Source organism: Neisseria brasiliensis (assembly GCF_009671065.1).
Classification (GTDB): Bacteria; Pseudomonadota; Gammaproteobacteria; order Burkholderiales; family Neisseriaceae; genus Neisseria; species Neisseria brasiliensis.
Window position 1 is genome coordinate 1,980,995 of the sequence record NZ_CP046027.1, and the last position, 18,424, is coordinate 1,999,418.

Genomic DNA, 18,424 nt, shown 5'->3' on the forward strand with positions numbered 1-18,424 from the left:
GATTTGTATCATACAAGATAAAGCAAAGAGATATTTTGATTATTTGCTATTTATTTATCAAAAGGCCGTCTGAAAAAATGGATTTCAGACGGCCTTTTTAGATAACAGATTTAGTTGGTTTCTGCCAACAATGCTTCGCGGCTTTCCAATACTTGGTCGATTAAGCCGTATTCTTTGGCTTCATCGGCAGACATGTAATTGTCGCGGTCGGTATCGCGTTGCAAATCAGCCAAATCGCGGTCGCAATGTTTCGCCAGCAAACGGTTGAGTTTTTCTTTAATCTTAATCAGCTCTTTGGCATGGATTTCGATGTCGGATGCTTGGCCGGATAAGCCGCCGTGAATCAATGGTTGGTGAATCATGATGCGGCTATTTGGCAGGGCAAAGCGTTTGCCTTTTTCGCCGGCAGACAGCAAGAATGCGCCCATACTGGCAGCCTGACCCAAACACAAAGTCGATACGTTAGGCTTAATGAAATTCATGGTGTCGTAAATCGACATGCCTGCGGTAACCGAGCCGCCCGGGGAATTGATGTAGAAATAAATATCCTTATCCGGATTTTCGCTTTCTAAAAACAGCAATTGCGCCACCACCAGATTGGCAGATTCGTCGGTTACGGGGCCGACTAAAAATACAATGCGCTCTTTCAGCAAGCGGGAATAAATATCGAAAGCGCGTTCGCCACGGCCGCTTTGTTCGATAACGGTGGGAACGAGATAGTTTTGAATGTCTGGAGTCATGCGGACTTTTCCTGTCAGTAAGTGATACGGAAATCGGTAAATCATCTTTTCCGTATATGGTGCCAAATGGCCGGCATTTCAACGTATGGCGGTTTAACATAAAAATAATACAGCGTTGCCATCGTCCTTATGTCGGATATACAAGCGGCCGCTGTTGCCTTATTTTATTTTTATTGTAAACAACGATAATGCACTCAAGAAGCAAAAAGCACCAAAGCGCGCTTTGCGCGCCGCTTTAGTGCTTCATGATGTCATTTTTCAGACGGCAGATTAGGCTTGTGCGCCCATTACTTCGTCAAATGACAAGGTTTTTTCAGTAACTTTGGCTTTGCCCAATACGAAGTCAACCACGTTGCTTTCAACGGCCAAAGAAGTCGGGCCTTGCAAGCGGCTTTCGTCGCCGTAGTACCAGTCGATGACTTCTTGTGGATCTTCGTAGCTTTCAGCAAAGTTGGCCACAACGGCTTTGATTTGCTCTTCAGTTGGTTCCAGTTTGTTTTCTTCAACCACTTTAGCCAAAATCAAGCCCAAAGATACGCGGCGCTCGGCTTGCTCTTTGAACATGTCGATTGGCAAATCCAAGTTGGCAGCATCAGCCATGCCTTGGTTTACGAAGTTTTGTTTCATTTCGTTGGCCAAGCGGGTAGCTTCTTCGTTTACCAAAGCGTTAGGCACTTGCAATTCAGATGCTTTCAATAAAGCTTCCATTACAGAATCTTTGGTTTGGTCTTGAATGCGGCGCTCAACTTCGCGACCAACATTTTTCTTCACTTCTTCACGCATTTTAGCCACATCGCCGTCTGCAATGCCCAGGGCTTTAGCGAAATCAGCGTCCACTTCCGGCAAGGTCGGCTCAGAAACGTTGTTCAAAGTGATGGTGAACACGGCAGTTTTACCGGCCACTTCTTTGCCGTGGTATTCTTCAGGGAAGTTTACTTCAACGTCTTTGCTTTCGCCGGCTTTCATGCCCACAACGCCTGCTTCGAATTCAGGCAACATTTGACCCGCGCCCAATACGAATGCGTAGTTTTTAGAAGAACCGCCTTCAAACAATTCGCCGTCGATTTTGCCTTCAAAATCGATGATTACGCGGTCGTCGTTTTTCGCTTCGCGCTCAACGTGGTTGTAGCGGGTACGTTGTTTGCGCAGGATTTCAACTGTTTGGTCAACTTCGGCATCGCCAACGTTGGCCGTTACTTTTTCAACTTCTTGTGCAGACAAGTCGCCAATTACGACTTCAGGAAATACTTCAAAAATCGCAGCGATTTTGAAAGATTCTTGGTCGTCTTGCTCTTCCACGCCTTCAAAACGTGGGAAACCGGCTACTTTCAGGTTTTCGCTTACCGCGATGTCGTAGAATGCACGTTGAACCAATTCGTTCATCACATCGTTTTGCGCGCTTGCGCCGTACATTTGCGCAACCATTTTCAATGGGGCTTTGCCCGGACGGAAGCCGTCGATTTTTACGCGGCGTTGGGTTTGTTTCAAACGTTTGTCGGTTTCTGCGTTGATTTCAGCCCAAGGCAGAGACACAATTACTTTGCGTTCCAAGTTTTCTAAAGTTTCTACAGTTACGCTCATCGTAAGCCCTTAAATATCTTGTTGATTAATGGATGGAAACCTGTTTGCGTGATTTGCCTTCAAAGGCGGCAAAACAACAATCGGCAGCCTCAGGCGGCCATTGGTTGCAAAAGGGATAAAATTCAGCCGACTAGTATAGCACAATGTTTGAATAATAGGCGATAAGGCCGTCTGAAAATTGGTCGATTCAGACGGCCTGTGGTGTGATTTGAATCAGCAGGTAACAAAATAAACCATGATTCAGATTAGGGCGTGTCCTCAATTTAACTTAGCATGAATAATAGAGCAAGCCAAGTAAAGCATCGATTTAAAATTACGAGCTAATTTCTCATAGCGAGTAGCAATACTACGAAACTGCTTTAATCGTGCAAATGCATTCTCGACTAAGTGGCGTAATTTATAAAGGTAGCTATCAAAATCAGGGTTAGTTTTCTTGGCATTTTTACGCTTTGGTATAATAGCTTTCATACCGTGTTCTATCGCTTTATCTCTGATTTCTTGCGAGTCATACCCTTTGTCAGCGATAAAATACTGGGCTTCTTGTATGACTTCTATCAAGTCGTTTGCAACTTGACTGTCGTGCACGTTACCCCCAGTGACTTTAAAATCGAGCGGATTTCCATGCGAGTCCACACATAGGTGTATTTTTGTCGTGTTTCCGCCACGGCTTTGTCCAATTGCTCTATCGAAACCACGCCGAGCTCCACTTGCATGTTGATGACACCGTACATAACTTCCGTCGATGAATACCCATTCTTTGTCAATTTCTTTTCGTAGATCAAAAAAAAATTCTGCCACAAGCCTTTTTTAGACCATCGGTTAAAGCGGTTATAAGCGGTTTTCCATGACCCTAGCTCAATAGGTATGTCTCGCCATGGTGCACCTGTTCTTAGCTTCCATAGTATGGCTTCCATCACGGTACGGTCGTTCTTCCATTGATGACAGCCGTGCGCTTTCATGGTTGTTTGTAATTGTTCCCATATGTTGTCAGTTATTGCGGTTCTCGCCATTGTTTGTGTTTGCCTATATTTCGTTGGAATATAGGGTTAAAATAGGGCTCTTTTGGGCTTATTCAAATTAGGGACACGCCCTAATACGCTGATTTATTTTTTATCCTTGTATATCTAAAAAGGCCGTCTGAAAACTAAAATTTTCAGACGGCCTTTGCCATGTTTAAAATCAAAGCTGGTCTTTTTGCGCCAAAATGCGGCGGCTGCCGCTGATGTCGGCAGGGGTGACCACTCCTGCGTTTTCCAATGCTTCCATCAAATTAGCCGCACGGTTGTAGCCGATGCGTAATTGGCGTTGCAAAGCGGAAATTGAGGTTTTTTTGCTGTCTAACACAAATGCAACGGCTTGGTCGAATAATTCGTCGCTGTCGGCATTTGGGTTGACGATGTTTGTGGTTTCCAAAGCTGCTTCACCGCTGAGCAAGCCTTCGATGTAGCGGGTTGGGGCTTGTTCTTTGACATGGGCAACGACTTTATGCACTTCATCATCCGAGACAAACGCACCTTGCACGCGGGTTGGCTCGGCGCTGCCCGGTTGCAGGAATAAAGAGTCACCGTATTTCAGCAATTCGTCTGCGCCCATTTGGTCGAGAATGGTGCGGCTGTCGATTTTACTTTGCACGGTAAAGGCCATGCGCGTCGGGATGTTGGCTTTGATTAAACCGGTTACCACATCGACACTCGGGCGTTGTGTGGCAACAATCATGTGAATGCCAGCGGCACGCGCTTTTTGCGCCAAGCGGGCGATTTGCTGCTCGACGGCTTTGCGTTCGGTCATCATCAAATCGGCCAATTCATCAATCACCAACACAATCAGCGGCAGTTTTTCCAATGGCTCGGGGTCATCAGGATTTAAGCTGAAAGGGTTCAGCAACGGCTTGCCTGCTGCTTTGGCATCTTCGACTTTCTTATTGAAGCCGTCTAAATTGCGCACGCCGGCATGGGAAAGCAGGCGGTAGCGTTTTTCCATTTCGGCCACACACCAGTTCAGCGCCTGACCGGCTTCACGCATATCGGTGACCACCGGGCAGAGCAGGTGCGGGATGCCGTCGTAAATGCTCAATTCCAGCATTTTGGGGTCAATCATGATGAAGCGCACTTCATCCGGCGTGGCTTTATACAGCATGGACATAATCATGCCGTTGACGCCGACGGATTTGCCCGAACCGGTCATACCGGCTACCAATAAATGGGGCATTTTGGCCAAATCGCCGACTACCGGATTGCCGGAAATGTCTTTGCCCAAGGCGACAGTCAGCTTCGATTTCGCTTCGTTAAACACTTCTGAAGACAAGATTTCGCTCAGCATCACGTCTTGGCGGTGTTCGTTTGGCAATTCGATGCCCATGGTGTTTTTACCGGCAATGGTTTCCACCACGCGCACGGCCTGCACCGACATCGAACGCGCCAAGTCTTTGGCCAAACCAACAATCTGGCTGCCTTTCACGCCTTGCGCCGGTTCAATTTCAAAACGGGTAATCACAGGGCCTGCGGTGGCCGACACTACTTGCACGCCAATGCCAAATTCGGCCAGCTTGGATTCGATGCGTTCGGCAGTTTGCTGCAACACATCGGGATCAACGGCTACCGGTTCACCTTCAGGTATGCGCAGCAAATTCATGCTCGGTTTGTGGTATTCGCCCACGGCTTGCGGCTCTTTATGGTCGTCAAACAAAGACGTTTGAATTTTAGGCGGCGGCGCTACGGATACGGTCACGGCTTTGCGGTTGCTGCTGCTGCCTTCGATTTTCTGCATAGGCTCAGCAGTGATGGTCTTGGCTTCTTTCAATAGGCGGCGAGCCGGTTTGGTGTCGCGCAAATCGGTGGTGTCGTCGGCTTTTTGCTGCTTTTTATCGGCGATTTTTTGTTTGAGGTTTTGCAGGTTTTTTTCGGCATTGTGGCCGGTTTTAGCCAATACTTCCAGCCACGAAACTTGCGCCAGCAGTGAAATAGCCAACAGTAACACAACAAACATAATCAACAGGCTGCCGGATTTGCCCAGCAGCCAACCCAATCCCGAACCGGCAAACGCACCGATTAAACCACCGGCACCCACGGGCAGCGAGTCATTCAATGCGGCATCGAATGCGAAGTGCTCCAAAATCGGGCTGCACACCAGCAGCAAAAATAAGGCCAAAGCCGCTACGCCGTGATTGTAGGGTTTATGGTTTTCTTGCTTTTGCAGCGGACGGAAGTTTTTATAGAGAAACATACCCGAGGCGATAATCCACCACCAAAACGACAGGCCGAATAGGTAATAGCCAATGTCTGATACATACGCGCCGAACAAGCCGCCGAAGTTTTGCACTTTGCTGGTGTTGGCCACGCTGCGCGACCACGCCGGATCGCTCATGTCAAAGCTCAATAAAGAAATCGCCAGATAAATGGTCATCACCAAGCCGAACAGCCACATGGTGTCGTTGATGAGGTTCACTACATGCTCGGGGCGGGCTTTTTTTTCTTCGTCTTTTTGTAAGGCTTTGGCTGCTTTCAGGCTTTCCGACAACTTATTGGGCTGGGCAGCAGCTTGTGCTTTGGCTGAGCGGCGCACAGCAGGCTTGGCGGCTTCCGTTTTGGCTTTGACTTTGGGTTTGGGAGGTGTTTTCGTAGATTTTGTGGCCATAGAATTCTGTTGCAGAGGCCGTCTGAAACGGCGTCTAAAAGTAATGTGCGTAATGCCGAATTATACAATAAACCGCTGTCGTAATATACACAAAGGCCGTCTGAAATGTTTCAGACGGCCTAAATGATTGGTCTTAAATCAGGTTGCTGATAAAAATCAGTAGAATCACCAACGGCACCAAATATTTGACATAGTTGAACCAAATATTCACAGTGGTGTCGTTGCCTTGATGACGCAATTCGTCTTTCGCTTCATCTTTCATCATAAAGCCGACAAACAATGCCGAGCCCAAAGCCGTGAGCATAAACAGAATATTGCCGCTGATGAAATCGAAAGCATCAAAAATATTGCGGCCGAAAATTGAAATATCCCGCCAAGGGCCATAAGCTAAAATCGATGGAATATTGCCCAATACATAAATACCGCCCAATACAATGGTAATCGCTGCAGCACGACGGATTTTGGTTTTTTCCTGTAGCGCCGTAATCAACACTTCGTAAATGGTTAAAGAAGTGGTGAGCGCGGCAATCAGCAGCAGCGAGAAGAAAATCACCGCAAACACAGAGCCTGCCCACATATTGGAAAACACGATCGGCAGGCTTTGAAACACCAATGTCGGGCCGGAATTTGGCGCTACACCAAAGCTGAAGAGTGAAGGAAAAATCATAAAGCCCGCCAATACTGCAATCAAGGTATTGGTAACGGCGGTGATGACGGCCGTCTGAACCAGATTTTCGTTTTTATCCAAATAGCTCGACAAGGTAATCATCACGCCGAAGCCTAAACTCAAGGCGAAAAATACTTGTCCGAGCACGAAGACAAACAATTGCGCCGTGATTTTGCTGAAATCGGGTTTCAGATAAAACGTGATGCCTTCCATCGCGCCGGGTAGGGTAACGTTGCGCACCACCATCGCAATCAGGAATAAAAACAGCAGCGGCATTAAGTATTTGGCTGCTTTTTCAATGCCGCCAATCACGCCTTTGACCAAAATAAAATAGTTCGCCAACACAAACAGCAGGGTGTAAAGCGCAATCGACCATGGGCTATTTTCAATATGTTCGCTAAAAAATGCTTTGGTGACTTCTCCGTGAATCGGTTGCGACACATCCAAGCCGCCATCGATTAAGTTCATGATATAGCTGATAACCCAGCCGCCAAGCACCATATAATAAGCCATGATGCCGAATGCGCCGAGTAAGCCCATCCAGCCGACAAGTTTCCAGATTTTTGGTACCGGTTTGCCGTTGAGTTCGCCGCCAAAGGCATCCAGCGCGTTGACGCCTTTACGCCGACCAATCACGTTTTCCACCAAAATCATCGGAATACCGATCACAATCATGGCAATACAAAATAAAAATACATACGCGCCGCCGCCGTTTTCACCGACTAAATAGGGAAAACGCCAAGTAGCGCCGAAGCCGACCGTCGCGCCGGCAACAGTCAGAATATAGGTCAATCGGTTTGACCAGGTTTGACGGGGTTGGGAAGAATTCATATTAATATATTCATAACAAGCAAAACTAAACGGCAATATTATACGCCTGATAAAGTATGCAATTTAGCTGAATATCAAAAAGGCCTATAGTGAATAATACTAAAAAAGAGAAATTTTGTAGTGAAAAATAGTCATAATTTAGGCCATCTGAAAACAAAACAGGTAAAAAGACTGGTTTGAGATTGAGTTAACGATTCAGATTTGAGAAAGATCTTGTGCTGTTACTGCGCAAACCTGTAGAGAATTAAAACGAAAAAACCTGCCATAGGCAGGTTTTTTAATGTTCATCTAGAAAATAGATGTCGGATTAGCGGTCGTTAACCCAATCGTCCAATTCTTTTTCAACTTGTTCTTTGGTGTAGCCGTAACGCTCTTGAATGCGTCCTGCCAACTGATCGCGTTGGCCTTCTACGACTGCCCAATCATCATCGGTTAATTGGCCCCATTTCACTTTGGCTTTACCTTTTAATTGATCCCATTTACCTTCTACTTGATCCCAGTTCATACCAGTTCCTTTCGTTATGTTTTAAGGGGTACACACTTTGTGTCTTGTGTGAAACCATCGTAACCAAACGCGCTTGGCTGTGCAAGTAGGGAAATCACTGCCTTTACAATTAAATATTTTATCTCATTGTTTTCTAGAAAAATATTTAAAATGAATGAAATAGCATTTACTTAAACAATTAAATTTTAAAGAAAACAGACAAAATCATGGTTTGGTAAAACTTGAATGACGATTTAGATAGCAGGCTAAATTGGCTAGAGTAGTAAAATAAATTAATCAAAAGCTATTTGTTAATTGATGATAAATTTGGGATAAAAAAAACCATCTATACTAAGGGGAAAAGTATAGATGGCCAAACACATTACGGGGAAAACGTCTTACTCACTTACTTACTTCTCTCGAAGCAAGTGTTACTCAGACAGGCGAATTATATAATAGTTCAGCGATATTTGTGTTAAGTTTTGTTAATTATAAAAGATGCTAAATAATTAATTGATTTTATTGAATTTAAAAATTCAAAATGTGTAATGATTTTTTGCAAAAACACAATTCAATAATCCATTTGGATAAATTTCCATTCGCCCGCGGCTAAATTTTGCGTGTCCCAATCGCCGAATTTATCGCGATGTAGCTGTGCGACCCGGTTGCCGGCAGCGGCCACCATGCGTTTGACTTGGTGGTATTTGCCTTCGGTAATCGTCATGATCAGCGTGTTGGCATCTTCCAAATAAGCTTCGGCTGCGCGAACGGTTTCGTTGTCGTCATGTAATAGCACGCCGTTTTTCAAGGTTTCGCACAAGCTGTCATCAGCGGCGTGTTTGAGTGTCACGCGGTAAATTTTCGCCACTTTATGCTTGGGTGAGGTCACGCGGTGGTTGAACTGGCCGTCGTTGGTAATCAGCAAAACGCCTGTGGTGTCGGCATCCAAGCGGCCAACTGCCTGCATATCGATATTGCGCATGTGGTCGGGAAACAGGCTGAATACACTCGGGTATTGCTGCGGTTTGTGCGAGGTTTCGTAATTGGCAGGTTTGTTGAGCAGAATATAGAAGTGGGGCATGGGTACGACCACCACGTCATCGCCGTCAATGCTGAGCGTGTTGACATCGGCAGGTTCGATGGTGCTTTTGGCGTTGTTCCAAATGTCGCCGTTAATCACGACGCAATCGTTGTCGATCAGCCATTGGCATTGCTTGCGGCTACCGAGGCCTTGTGATTGCAGGTATTTGAGAAGTTGCATAATAGTATAGGGAATCAAGGTTCAGACGGCCTATTGTACTGTAATTTAGGCCGTCTGAAAGGTCTCAGGATTTGGACAGCAAAAAAAATCGCCCCTTTAAAATAATTAAGGGGCGCAAAAGGAACACAAACCACTACCAAAACTGTTACAGGGCAAATTCTCCTAATTTATGTGTTGCCGGATAAAGTGCTTTCATCAAATCATGCGGTGAGAGCGATAAATCTTTGCTGCCTGTGGTCAGGCGGCCTTGTTGTGGGGTAAGCTCCAATAGGCAGGTGGGGGCTGCTTGGGTGTGCTTACCTTTGCTGCGTTCCAAGCGACGCTGTAGGGCGCTGCTGACGCGCTGGTATAAATTGTCTTTCTGTTTCACTTCGCGGGTGTGGGCAACCCAACTTAACCGCGCTTGTGAAACTTCGTCTTCAATCAGCAAAATACCGGTATCAGATGGATTTTCAGACGGCATACACGGTAATCCAACATAATATCGACCATCTAAAGTCACATACACTGCGTCGTGTATTTCACAATCGCCGCAGCCTTGTGTGGCCAAAAGCGAGCGGATGGTGTGTTGGTGCAGTCTCAGAATGTCGAGAGAGACTTGCTTAAAAATACTTTCTGGCATGTGCTTCTCCTTTCTTTCTGTGTGTTGCGTTGTGTGTTTCGATGAGTTGAATTATACGGATTTCTCTCTAATTTGCAAATGATAATTGTTATTATTTTTTAATAATGAGATAAGATTTTGATTTTTATTAAAATTAATTTGAGATAAATTTTCAAAGCTTGAGTGATTTAGTAGGGAAATAGTAAAAATCAGCTTTTGCGGCATATTTTAATTGTTGTCTAAAAGTTTTCAGACGGCCTGAGTATTTGGGTGAATGAAAATCCGACTAAACTTTTGCAAACTATACTTTCACGCATTGATTTAGTATGATTCGGGCAACGAAAAAAGGACAGCCTCATGAGCAAACGCCAGATTATATTCGATACCGAGACCACCGGTTTTCTTGACGACCCGACCAACCGCATGATTGAGTTTGCCGGTGTTGAGATGATCAACCGTCAATTGACCGGCAATTATCTGCATCTTTATATCCATCCCGAACGCGATATTCCGGAAGACGCAGTTAAAGTGCATGGTTTGACATTGGAAGTGTTGGAAGAAAAAAACGCGCCGGTTTTTGCGGCGGTGGGGAATCAAATCGCCGATTTTATCCGCGATGCCGAAATCATTGCCCACAATGCGCCGTTTGATGAAGGCTTTTTAAACCGCGAATTTTCCAAAATCGGTTTGCCCAATGTGCGAGAACTCGGCTGCCAAGTGACTGACACCTTAGCAATGGCACGTGAAATGTTCCCCGGTCAAAAAAACAGCTTGGATGTATTGTGTAACCGCTTTTCTGTCGACCGCAGCAAGCGTGTGTTGCATGGTGCATTGATCGACTGCGAATTATTGGCCGATGTGTATCTGGCTATGACCCGCCAGCAATTTGACTTGATGGGCGGCACAAATGAAGAAAGCGGCGAGGGGCAAGCGCAGGTGAATTTGGTGCAAACCACACGCAATGGCCGTCTGAAAGTGGTGCGTGCCGATGAAAGCGAATTGGCCGAGCATGAACAATATTTAGATGCGCTGGGTGATGAATGCATTTGGCGCGAACCGGCAACGGCGGAGCAGCAGGCATGAAACGCAATATCGCTTTGATTCCGGCTGCCGGTATCGGCGCACGTTTTGGCGCGGGCAAGCCCAAGCAATATGTGGAAATCAACGGCAAAACCGTGTTGCAACACACTGTCGATATTTTCGAGCAGCATGAGCAAATTGATTTTATTGCCGTTATCGTGTCGCCGGAAGACCATATTTTTCAGACAGCCTCGGATAAAGTCGGCATATTTAAGGTGGGCGGGGAAACGCGTGCCGAAACCGTGCGCAACGGTGTGGAAGTTTTATTAAAACAAGGTTTGGCAGCGGAAACCGACAATATTTTGGTGCACGATGCCGCACGTTGCTGCCTGCCTGCCGAAGCCTTGAGCCGCTTGATTGAAGCAGCAGCCAATGTCGAACAAGGCGGGATTCTGGCGGTGCCGGTGGCGGACACTTTGAAACGCGCGGGTGAAGACAGCCAAATCACGGCAACCGTTTCGCGCGCCGGATTATGGCAGGCGCAAACGCCGCAGCTTTTTCAGACGGCCTTATTGCACCGCGCTTTGTCTGCCGATGATTTAAGCAGCGTGACCGATGAAGCATCGGCGGTGGAAATGCTGGGCGTGCAGCCGTTGCTGGTGTTGGGCGACACGCGCAATTTAAAGCTGACCTTACCGCAAGATGAATTTATTGTGCGTTTATTGCTCGCTAATTGAATATAAGGCCGTCTGAAATAATTTTTTTCAGATGGCCTGAAACATGAAACCAATACACAATAGGAAAGAAAACATGAATATCCGTATCGGACAAGGTTATGACGTTCACCAACTGGTCGAGGGGCGCGATTTGATTCTCGGCGGCGTGAAGATTCCGTTTGAAAAAGGCTTACTCGGCCATTCCGATGCCGATGCTTTGTTGCACGCGATTACCGATGCGGTATTGGGGGCAGCGGCGTTGGGTGACATCGGGAAGCTGTTTCCTGATACGGCGGCGGAAAACAAAGATGCCGACAGCCGCTTTTTGCTGCGTGAAGCCTATAAAGCGGTGCAGGCGCAGGGTTGGCAAGTAGTGAATGTGGACAGCACCATTATCGCCCAGCAGCCGAAACTACGCCCGCACATCGATGCCATGCGCGCGAATATTGCCGAAGATTTGGGCATTGATATGGCCTGTGTCAACGTGAAGGGTAAAACCAACGAAAAGCTCGGCTATCTCGGCCGCATGGAAGCGATTGAAGCGCAGGCGGCGGTGTTGTTAGCGCGTATCGGCAGCGAATAATCTGTCATGACGGCTTGCCGTCTCGATGTTAAAATTAAAGTGAGCAGTTTGTAAAAGGCTCAACATTCATCCACCATCATTTATAAGGGAGCAATCATGGCGACACAAGGCGAATTGAAGCGAATTGCAGCGGAAAAAGCGGTTGAATTTGTGCCGGAAAACGAATACATCGGCATCGGCACCGGTTCGACCATCAATCTCTTTATCGAAGCTTTGGGTAAGAGCGGTAAAAAAATCAAAGGCGCGGTATCGACTTCGAAAAAATCCAGCGAATTGTTGGCGCAATACGGCATTCCCGAATTGTCGCTCAATGATGTGCATCATTTGGCGGTGTATATCGATGGTGCCGACGAAGTGAACCACATGCTGCAAATGATTAAAGGCGGCGGTGCGGCGCATTTGAACGAAAAAATCGTGGCCAGCGCGGCGGATAAATTTATCTGTATTGCCGATGAGAGTAAATACGTTTCACGCTTGGGTAAATTCCCGCTGCCGGTGGAAGTGATTCCGAATGCCCGTTCATTGGTATCGCGCAAACTGTTGGCCATGGGCGGCCAGCCTGAATTGCGTCTTGGTGTGACCACTTTTCACGGCAACCAAATCGTGGATGTGCATGGTTTGAATATCGACCGCCCGGTAACGCGTGAAGACGAAATCAACCAAATCGTCGGCGTGGTGGAAAACGGCATTTTCGGCCGCAATGCCGCAGATGTGTTGGTATTGGGTACGGCGGAAGGTGCTAAAGTGATTTATCCGGGTCAGGATTAAACCCGAATCTTCAGGCCGTCTGAAAAGTGTCAATTTTCAGACGGCCTTGATAATTATGGAATAACAATATGTTGAAATGGTTGGCCATTTTGGCCGCAGTGGCCGGTGGCTTGGGGTATAGCAGCGATAAAATCGACTGGTTGAAAGTCGGTGGCGAAGTTGTCGAGCGTGTCAGACAGGTTAGCAATTGGAAAAGTGTGCTGCCCGATTTGTATGAATTGGCCGGCATCGAGCAAGCAGACAAGCAGAAGCAAAGCCAACAGAAAAATTACACCGGCCGCATCACACGCATTTCCGATGGCGACACCATCCACGTCACCGATGCCAACGGTCGCAAACACAAAATCCGCATGGCGCATATCGATGCGCCGGAAATGAACCAAGCCTACGGCACCCGTTCGCGCGACCAATTAAAAGCGGTGGCGGATAATGCCAAAGTCAAAGTGAAAGTGTTCGAGCTGGACCGCTACGGGCGCGAAGTGGCGCAAGTGTTTAAAGGCAATACCGATTTGAGCCTGATGATGGTGCGCGAAGGTGCGGCGTGGCATTATGAATACTATGCCAAGAAGCAGCAAAACAAGCTGGCCTTTGCCGAATACGCCGCCGCGCAAAAACAAGCCAAGCGCGACCGCAAAGGCTTGTGGCGGGCAAAAAATCCGCAAGCGCCGTGGGATTTTCGCAAGCAGCAAAATGCTGAGAAAAATCAAAGCACCAATACCAAATGGTTTGGCTGGTAGTTTTCAGACGGCCTTTTCATTTGATTTTAAACAGGCCGTCTGAACACCAACACTTGCGAAATCGGCAATAAATCGGTATGTTGGATTTGATTCTTTTCCCACGATTCCCCCAGATTCTAAGAAAGGCCGTCTGAATATGTCCACCTTATTAATCGTGCGCCCCGAGGCGCGGGCGCAACAAGACATTGCCGTATGCCGTCAATTGGGTTGGGATGCGGTTGCGTTCAACCCCATCGAAATCGAACCCGATGAAACCGCTTTGGCTGGCTTGGCGGAAGTGTTCCAACAATGCGACGCTGTGTTTTGGGTTAGCCCTACCGCCATTGAAATTGCCGCGCCGCATGTTGATTTTTCAGACGGCATGAAAGTGCAAATTACCGTTGGTGAAGCCAGCCGCCGAACCTTAAGCCGTTTTACCCAGCACGAAATTTTCAGCCCGACCGACGGCAACGACAGCGAAGCCGTGTTGCGGCTGCTGATTTGGCAAAACCTGCCGCAAAATGCCAAAATTTTGGTGATTCGTGGGCATGGCGGACGCGATTTTCTCATCGAAAATTTGCGCAAACAAGGCTTTGGTGTGGCAGTGGCCGAGGTGTATTTCAGACGTCCTAAAGAATTGAATTGGCAAGATTTCCCCGAAGAAAATGTGCAAGCGGCATACATCACTTCTGCCGAAAGCGTAAAAGCCTTGTTCGAACAAGTGCCGCCGGCATTGGCGCAACGCTTCAAAACCTTGCTATACTTGACCCATCACGAGCGCGTGGCCGATGCTTTACGGCAGGCTGGCGCGCAAAATATCCAATTGGTCGCCGCACTCGATGCCGCGGCTTTATCCCATGTCTCAAACGGAGCCGATATGAGCCAAACCGAAGACAAACAACCCGAAATCAATCAAAACAACGACGAGCGCGTGATTGCGGTCAATGCAGAAGGCAAAGCCATGCCGTCTAAAAAAGCCAAGTCAGAAAGCGTACCGGCCGAACCGAAGCCGACCGCCGCAGAGGTGGCCGAATCTCGAAATACAGGAAACACTATGTCAGACAATAAAAATACACCGAAAAACGAGTCATCTTCCCAAACTCCTGCGCCGGTGGTGATTCAGCAATCATCCGGCAAAGGTTTGGCTGTTGGTGCGCTGGTGCTGGCTTTACTGGGCTTGGGTGCGAGCGGTTTCTTGTTTGTTCAAGGTCAGAATGTGTTGAGAAATCAAGAGTTGGCCTTTACCCAAAAAATCGACAAAGCCGCGTTGGGCGAATCTGAAAATGCTTCTTTGCTGAAAGACAACATCAGCCGCCAAACCACCATTCAAGCCGAAATTGAGCGTTTGGCCAATGCGCAAAAAGCCAACAGCGACCAAATCGAGTTAAACCAAAAAGCCTATCAGGAATTGGTAAAAGGCCGCGTCAACTGGTTGGTGGACGAATCAGAAAGCATGTTGAATCTGGCCGCGCAGCAATTGATGCTGTCGGGTAATGTGCCGGGTGCGGTGGGCGTGTTGGAACATGTCAACAGCCGTTTGAGTCGTTTCGACCAGCCTGAATTATTGCCGATTAAGCAAGCCATCAGCAGCGATTTGGCTGAATTGAAAAACCGACCTTACGTCGATGTTTCCGGTACCGCTTTGCGTATCGACCGCTTAGAAACTGCTGTGGCCGGTTTGCCGTTGGTGGTGGATGGCACGCTGAAACCGGGCGCGGCAGAGCAGGTTCAAGAAAATCCGCAGCTTTCATGGTGGGAAAACGCCTGGGAAAAATCACTCGGTGCATTGAAAGGCTTGGTGGAAGTGCGCAATTTGGAGAGCAACGATTCGATGTTGTTGTCGCCGGAGCAGATTTATTTCGTGCGTGAAAACTTACGCCTGCGCCTTTTGGATGCCCGCACCGCCTTGCTGCAACACAACGGTGAAGTGTATCAAAGCGATTTGAACAATGTCGAAGCCGCGGTGAAACAGTATTTCGACAATAAATCACCGGCCACCCAATCATGGCTGAAAGAATTGGCCGAATTGAAAGCCTTGGATATCCGCATGACCAGCGGTGACGCACTGAAAAACAGCTTGGCTGCCGTACGCGCTTATCAAGACGGCAGCCGTGTGCAAGCTGCAGTAGCCGCGGCACCAGTGGAAACCGAAGCAGCCGAGCCGAAAGCCGCTTCCGAAGCTGCTGAAGCGCAAGCATCCGCACCGGCGCCGGCTTCCGCTGCGACTATGCCTGAAGCGCCTGCGTTGCCGTCTGAAAACAAAGCATCGCAGCCGCAAACACCGGTCGCACCTGCTGCCAAACCTGAAGCCGCTCAAGAAGCACCGGCGCAAGCGAAAGGGGAACAGGCATGAAAAGCGTCATTTGGATTGTGATTTTATTTGCCGTTGCCGTAGGTTTGGCACTTGCCTCGGGTATTTACACCGGTAACGTGTATGTAGTGGTTGAGCAAACCATGCTGCGCATCAATCTGCATGCCTTTATTCTGGGCTTGATTGCGGTGGTTGTGGTGTTGTATTTGTTGGTGAAATTCTTGGCCAGCGTGTTGAATGTGCCGAGCCGCTTGCAACGCTTCGGCGTAGCGCGCAAAGGCAATCAAGCTGTGCATGCTTTGAATAGCGCAGGTTTGGCGTTTTTTGAAGGCCGCTTTGAAAAAGCCGAACTGGAAGCGGCCAAAGTATTGACCAACAAAGAAGCGGGCGACAACCGTACCTTGGCTTTGATGTTGGGCGCACACGCTGCCGACCAGATGGATAATTTAGACTTGCGCGACCGCTATTTGAAAGACATCGAATTGCTGCCGAAAAAACAGCAATTGTCGCGCTACTTGCTGCTGGCCGAATCTGCTTTGAGCCGCCGCGATTATCCGGCTGCTGAAGAAAACCTGAATGCCGCCGCACAAATCAACCCAAACCTGACCCGCTTGGTGCGCTTGCAATTGCGTTATGCGTTTGACCATGGTAATGCGTTGGAAGTGTTGAATAAAGCGGAAAAACTGGTGAGAGCCGGTGCGATTAACGATTATGAAGCCGAGCAATACCAAACTTGGGCATACCGTCGCCTGCTGGCACTGGCTTCCGACCAAAACGGCTTGAAAGCCTGCTTGAAACGCATTCCGGATAATTTGAAAGCCGGTGAAATGTGTATCGAAATTGCGCAGAAATACGAGCGTTTGGGCTTGTATGAGCAAGCGGTGAAATGGGTCAACCAATATTATCCGCAAACGCAGCAAGTCGAATTGCTAGAACCGTTTGTTGAAAGCGTGCGCTATTTGAGTGACCGCGAGCAACAAAAAGCCATCGATACCGCCGATTCTTGGTTGAAGGCACGCCCGGATAATGCGCAATTGCTGATGTATTTGGGTCAATTGGCTTACAGTAAGCAGCTGTGGGGCAAGGCGCAAGGCTATTTGGAAGCCAGCTTGGCCATTAAACCGAGCTTGAGCGCGCATTTGACGCTGGCGCGTGTGTTCGATGAAACCAACCAATCGCAAAAAGCCGATGCCCAGCGCAAACTGGTGTTGGAAAGCGTGGTGGGAGAGGAAGAACCGGTTGCCTTGATGACCAAAGCTTAAGCGCATTCACGTAAAGGCCGTCTGAAACGTTTCCATGCGTGTGAAACCTGTTCAGACGGCCTTTTTATGTTTACAATACGTTCATCATGCGCGGTGACACAAGACGCGTATTTCATTGATCCCGGCCGCCTGTTCAGACGGCCTTATATTTAGAAAGCTGTCATGATTCCATTGCAAAACGATACTTTTCTCCGTGCTCTTTTAAAGCAACCTGTTGAATACACACCGATTTGGATGATGCGTCAAGCCGGACGCTATCTGCCGGAATATAAAGCTACGCGCGCGCAGGCGGGCAGCTTTTTGGATTTGTGTAAAAACACCGAGCTGGCCACCGAAGTGACTATTCAGCCTTTGGAGCGTTTTGATTTGGACGCGGCGATTTTGTTTTCCGACATTCTGACCGTGCCGGATGCCATGGGTTTGGGGCTGTATTTTGCCGAAGGCGAAGGGCCAAAATTTGAGCGCCCGTTACAGCACGAAGCCGACATCGCTAAATTGGAAGTGCCGGATATGGCCAAATTGCAATATGTGTTTGACGCGGTTACTTCCATCCGCACTGCCTTAAACGGCCGCGTTCCGTTGATTGGCTTCTCCGGCAGCCCGTTCACGCTGGCTTGCTATATGGTCGAAGGCGGCAGCAGCAAGGAATTTCGCACCATTAAAACCATGATGTATTCGCGCCCTGATTTGCTGCACAAAATTTTGACCACCAATGCTCAAGCAGTGACGGCTTATCTGAATGCGCAAATCGAGGCCGGTGCGCAGGCGGTGCAGATTTTTGATACTTGGGGCGGCGTGTTGAGCGATGCTGCGTTTGAAGAATTCAGCCTAAAATACATGCAGCAGATTGTCGCAGGATTAAAACGCGAAAGCGAAGGCCGCCAAGTGCCGGTGATTGTGTTCGCCAAAGGCGGCGGCTTGTGGTTGGAAAAAATGGCGGCTATCGGTGCCGATGCGCTGGGCTTGGATTGGACTTGCAACATCGGCGAAGCGCGCCGCCGTGTAGGTGATAAAGTGGCACTGCAAGGCAACTTTGATCCATTTGCTTTGTTCGGCACTCCGGAAAGCATCCGCACTGAAGTGGCGCGTATTCTCGGCGATTATGGCCAAGGCAGCGGCCATGTGTTTAATCTCGGTCACGGCATCAATCAGTATGCCAATCCGGAACACGCAAAAATCTTGGTCGATACCGTGCATGAGTTATCACGCCAATATCACAAATAATTGAAGCTTAGAAAAGGCCGTCTGAA

The 18,424-nt window shown here is 48.1% G+C and carries 16 protein-coding genes and 1 pseudogene; 9 read left to right on the plus strand and 8 right to left on the minus strand.

From position 1 onward, the window contains the following. Nucleotides 1-110 precede the first annotated feature (110 nt). The 8 genes from clpP to GJV52_RS09895 all read right to left on the minus strand — a co-directional run bounded on the left by clpP (nucleotide 111) and on the right by GJV52_RS09895 (nucleotide 9,819). The gene (clpP, locus tag GJV52_RS09860) at nucleotides 111-740 is read right to left on the minus strand and encodes an ATP-dependent Clp endopeptidase proteolytic subunit ClpP (RefSeq protein ID WP_095502198.1); all 630 of its coding nucleotides are present in this window, start codon (nucleotides 738-740) and stop codon (nucleotides 111-113) included. Nucleotides 741-1,010: 270 nt separating this feature from the next. After that, nucleotides 1,011-2,321, minus strand: coding sequence for a trigger factor (tig, locus tag GJV52_RS09865; RefSeq protein WP_095502197.1), 1,311 nt, complete (start codon nucleotides 2,319-2,321; stop codon nucleotides 1,011-1,013). A gap of 258 nt (nucleotides 2,322-2,579) precedes the next feature. Then, nucleotides 2,580-3,331 (minus strand): IS5 family transposase gene (locus GJV52_RS09870; protein WP_195690028.1). Its coding sequence is split into 2 segments (ribosomal slippage): nucleotides 2,580-3,112 and nucleotides 3,112-3,331, totalling 753 coding nucleotides; the frame shifts between segments, so codons are not numbered across the junction. A 169-nt stretch (nucleotides 3,332-3,500) separates the two neighbouring features. After that, a complete protein-coding gene (locus tag GJV52_RS09875) occupies nucleotides 3,501-5,825 on the minus strand; it encodes a DNA translocase FtsK (RefSeq protein ID WP_369832010.1) in 2,325 nt (774 codons plus the stop codon). 262 nt (nucleotides 5,826-6,087) lie between these two features. Next, nucleotides 6,088-7,452 (minus strand): sodium-dependent transporter, encoded by a 1,365-nt coding sequence (locus GJV52_RS09880; protein ID WP_095503416.1) that lies wholly within the window; start codon nucleotides 7,450-7,452, stop codon nucleotides 6,088-6,090. A 307-nt stretch (nucleotides 7,453-7,759) separates the two neighbouring features. Beyond that, a complete protein-coding gene (locus tag GJV52_RS09885; protein ID WP_095503371.1) occupies nucleotides 7,760-7,957 on the minus strand; it encodes a CsbD family protein in 198 nt (65 codons plus the stop codon). Nucleotides 7,958-8,507: 550 nt separating this feature from the next. Then, nucleotides 8,508-9,197, minus strand: coding sequence for a 16S rRNA pseudouridine(516) synthase (locus tag GJV52_RS09890; protein ID WP_100563578.1), 690 nt, complete (start codon nucleotides 9,195-9,197; stop codon nucleotides 8,508-8,510). Nucleotides 9,198-9,342: 145 nt separating this feature from the next. After that, nucleotides 9,343-9,819: a hypothetical protein gene (locus GJV52_RS09895; RefSeq protein ID WP_100563580.1), complete on the minus strand. Its 477-nt coding sequence runs from the start codon at nucleotides 9,817-9,819 to the stop codon at nucleotides 9,343-9,345. Between the two features lie 336 nt (nucleotides 9,820-10,155). Between GJV52_RS09895 and dnaQ the strand changes: the two genes are divergently transcribed. The 9 genes and pseudogenes from dnaQ to hemE all read left to right on the plus strand — a co-directional run bounded on the left by dnaQ (nucleotide 10,156) and on the right by hemE (nucleotide 18,398). Then, nucleotides 10,156-10,881 carry a DNA polymerase III subunit epsilon gene (dnaQ, locus tag GJV52_RS09900; protein WP_100563581.1) on the plus strand — a complete coding sequence of 242 codons (726 nt, stop codon included), beginning with the start codon at nucleotides 10,156-10,158 and terminating at the stop codon, nucleotides 10,879-10,881. Further along, nucleotides 10,878-11,555, plus strand: coding sequence for a 2-C-methyl-D-erythritol 4-phosphate cytidylyltransferase (gene ispD, locus GJV52_RS09905; protein WP_095503375.1), 678 nt, complete (start codon nucleotides 10,878-10,880; stop codon nucleotides 11,553-11,555). Before dnaQ ends, ispD begins: the two co-directional genes overlap by 4 nt. A 73-nt stretch (nucleotides 11,556-11,628) precedes the next feature. Continuing rightward, on the plus strand, nucleotides 11,629-12,117 hold the full coding sequence (gene ispF / locus GJV52_RS09910; protein ID WP_095503376.1) for a 2-C-methyl-D-erythritol 2,4-cyclodiphosphate synthase: 489 nt from the start codon (nucleotides 11,629-11,631) through the stop codon (nucleotides 12,115-12,117). Between the two features lie 96 nt (nucleotides 12,118-12,213). After that, nucleotides 12,214-12,885 (plus strand): ribose-5-phosphate isomerase RpiA, encoded by a 672-nt coding sequence (gene rpiA / locus GJV52_RS09915; protein WP_100563582.1) that lies wholly within the window; start codon nucleotides 12,214-12,216, stop codon nucleotides 12,883-12,885. A 68-nt stretch (nucleotides 12,886-12,953) separates the two neighbouring features. After that, nucleotides 12,954-13,622: a thermonuclease family protein gene (locus GJV52_RS09920; protein WP_100563583.1), complete on the plus strand. Its 669-nt coding sequence runs from the start codon at nucleotides 12,954-12,956 to the stop codon at nucleotides 13,620-13,622. A gap of 136 nt (nucleotides 13,623-13,758) precedes the next feature. Further along, nucleotides 13,759-14,361 (plus strand): annotated as a pseudogene (locus GJV52_RS13295) (uroporphyrinogen-III synthase); the annotation flags it as partial. Between the two features lie 294 nt (nucleotides 14,362-14,655). Continuing rightward, on the plus strand, nucleotides 14,656-15,954 hold the full coding sequence (locus tag GJV52_RS13300; protein ID WP_229439516.1) for a uroporphyrinogen-III C-methyltransferase: 1,299 nt from the start codon (nucleotides 14,656-14,658) through the stop codon (nucleotides 15,952-15,954). Next, the gene (locus GJV52_RS09930) at nucleotides 15,951-17,174 is read left to right on the plus strand and encodes a heme biosynthesis HemY N-terminal domain-containing protein (RefSeq protein ID WP_095503380.1); all 1,224 of its coding nucleotides are present in this window, start codon (nucleotides 15,951-15,953) and stop codon (nucleotides 17,172-17,174) included. The genes GJV52_RS13300 and GJV52_RS09930 overlap by 4 nt, the downstream gene beginning before the upstream one ends. Before the next feature lie 162 nt (nucleotides 17,175-17,336). Next, nucleotides 17,337-18,398 (plus strand): uroporphyrinogen decarboxylase, encoded by a 1,062-nt coding sequence (hemE, locus tag GJV52_RS09935; RefSeq protein WP_095503381.1) that lies wholly within the window; start codon nucleotides 17,337-17,339, stop codon nucleotides 18,396-18,398. The last annotated feature ends 26 nt before the right edge of the window (nucleotides 18,399-18,424 follow it).

Coding starts and splice junctions, on each gene's coding strand:
- GJV52_RS09890 (WP_100563578.1), bottom strand. CDS start 9,197: ATGCAACTTCTCAAATACCTGCAATCACAAGGCCTCGGTAGCCGCAAG.
- GJV52_RS09885 (WP_095503371.1), bottom strand. CDS start 7,957: ATGAACTGGGATCAAGTAGAAGGTAAATGGGATCAATTAAAAGGTAAA.
- hemE (WP_095503381.1), top strand. CDS start 17,337: ATGATTCCATTGCAAAACGATACTTTTCTCCGTGCTCTTTTAAAGCAA.
- GJV52_RS09920 (WP_100563583.1), top strand. CDS start 12,954: ATGTTGAAATGGTTGGCCATTTTGGCCGCAGTGGCCGGTGGCTTGGGG.
- GJV52_RS09880 (WP_095503416.1), bottom strand. CDS start 7,452: ATGAATTCTTCCCAACCCCGTCAAACCTGGTCAAACCGATTGACCTAT.
- dnaQ (WP_100563581.1), top strand. CDS start 10,156: ATGAGCAAACGCCAGATTATATTCGATACCGAGACCACCGGTTTTCTT.
- GJV52_RS09895 (WP_100563580.1), bottom strand. CDS start 9,819: ATGCCAGAAAGTATTTTTAAGCAAGTCTCTCTCGACATTCTGAGACTG.
- ispD (WP_095503375.1), top strand. CDS start 10,878: ATGAAACGCAATATCGCTTTGATTCCGGCTGCCGGTATCGGCGCACGT.
- GJV52_RS09930 (WP_095503380.1), top strand. CDS start 15,951: ATGAAAAGCGTCATTTGGATTGTGATTTTATTTGCCGTTGCCGTAGGT.
- GJV52_RS13300 (WP_229439516.1), top strand. CDS start 14,656: ATGTCAGACAATAAAAATACACCGAAAAACGAGTCATCTTCCCAAACT.
- rpiA (WP_100563582.1), top strand. CDS start 12,214: ATGGCGACACAAGGCGAATTGAAGCGAATTGCAGCGGAAAAAGCGGTT.
- tig (WP_095502197.1), bottom strand. CDS start 2,321: ATGAGCGTAACTGTAGAAACTTTAGAAAACTTGGAACGCAAAGTAATT.
- ispF (WP_095503376.1), top strand. CDS start 11,629: ATGAATATCCGTATCGGACAAGGTTATGACGTTCACCAACTGGTCGAG.
- clpP (WP_095502198.1), bottom strand. CDS start 740: ATGACTCCAGACATTCAAAACTATCTCGTTCCCACCGTTATCGAACAA.